General features: G+C 57.0%; 1 protein-coding gene. It reads left to right on the top strand.

The features are described 5' to 3' along the window. The first annotated feature begins 89 nt into the window (after positions 1–89). Positions 90–518, top strand: coding sequence for a hypothetical protein (locus CA13_RS04185; protein ID WP_146394730.1), 429 nt, complete (start codon positions 90–92; stop codon positions 516–518). Positions 519–597 lie beyond the last annotated feature (79 nt).

Raw genomic sequence — 597 nt, 5'->3', positions numbered from 1 at the left:
CCCACAGCTCGGCGTGAACCGTTTTGGAAAGTCAAACTCCAGCTGCCGAGCAGGGGTGAACTTAAACGTTATCCGACTGAGGCGCAACGATGAACCGTGTTCCAACCTCACTCTACGCCGCAGCATGCCTTCTAACGCTAGCGTCTGGATGCGGCCCAACTGCTCCATCTATCGCTAACGGGCCTCCCGCGGTTACATGGCAACACCTAACGTCCGAAAGCTGGCGATATGAACTCCAAGACCCAAAACGCATCGCCAACTTCTCGTTTCGCGCAAACGGCGGCGTCCTCTGGTCCGAAGGCACGAAGAATGGCAACCTTCACTCTGTGGCTGCGCTCGGGGGACGGTGGTACATTAATAACGCTGGTGATCTCGTGATTACCGACGAAAGCGAATCCAAGCCATACCGAACGCTTGGCGTGACTGCATTGACGGCAACAACTGCTACGGCGATTGACCGTAGCACCGGACTGACCGAAGCATATTCTCGGATCTACACACCCCAAACCGGCGGATAACCATCGGTTGCAACGGAGCGTCGGTGGTCGGCGTTTTGGTCTGCTTGCAAGTCAACCGCCGACGCCCGCTGAACCGCAA

This window comes from Novipirellula herctigrandis (assembly GCA_007859835.1).
Taxonomy (GTDB): Bacteria; Planctomycetota; Planctomycetia; order Pirellulales; family Pirellulaceae; genus Novipirellula_A; species Novipirellula_A herctigrandis.
Note: the sequence above shows the minus strand (reverse complement) of the source record. Positions and strands in the feature narration are given on the sequence as shown.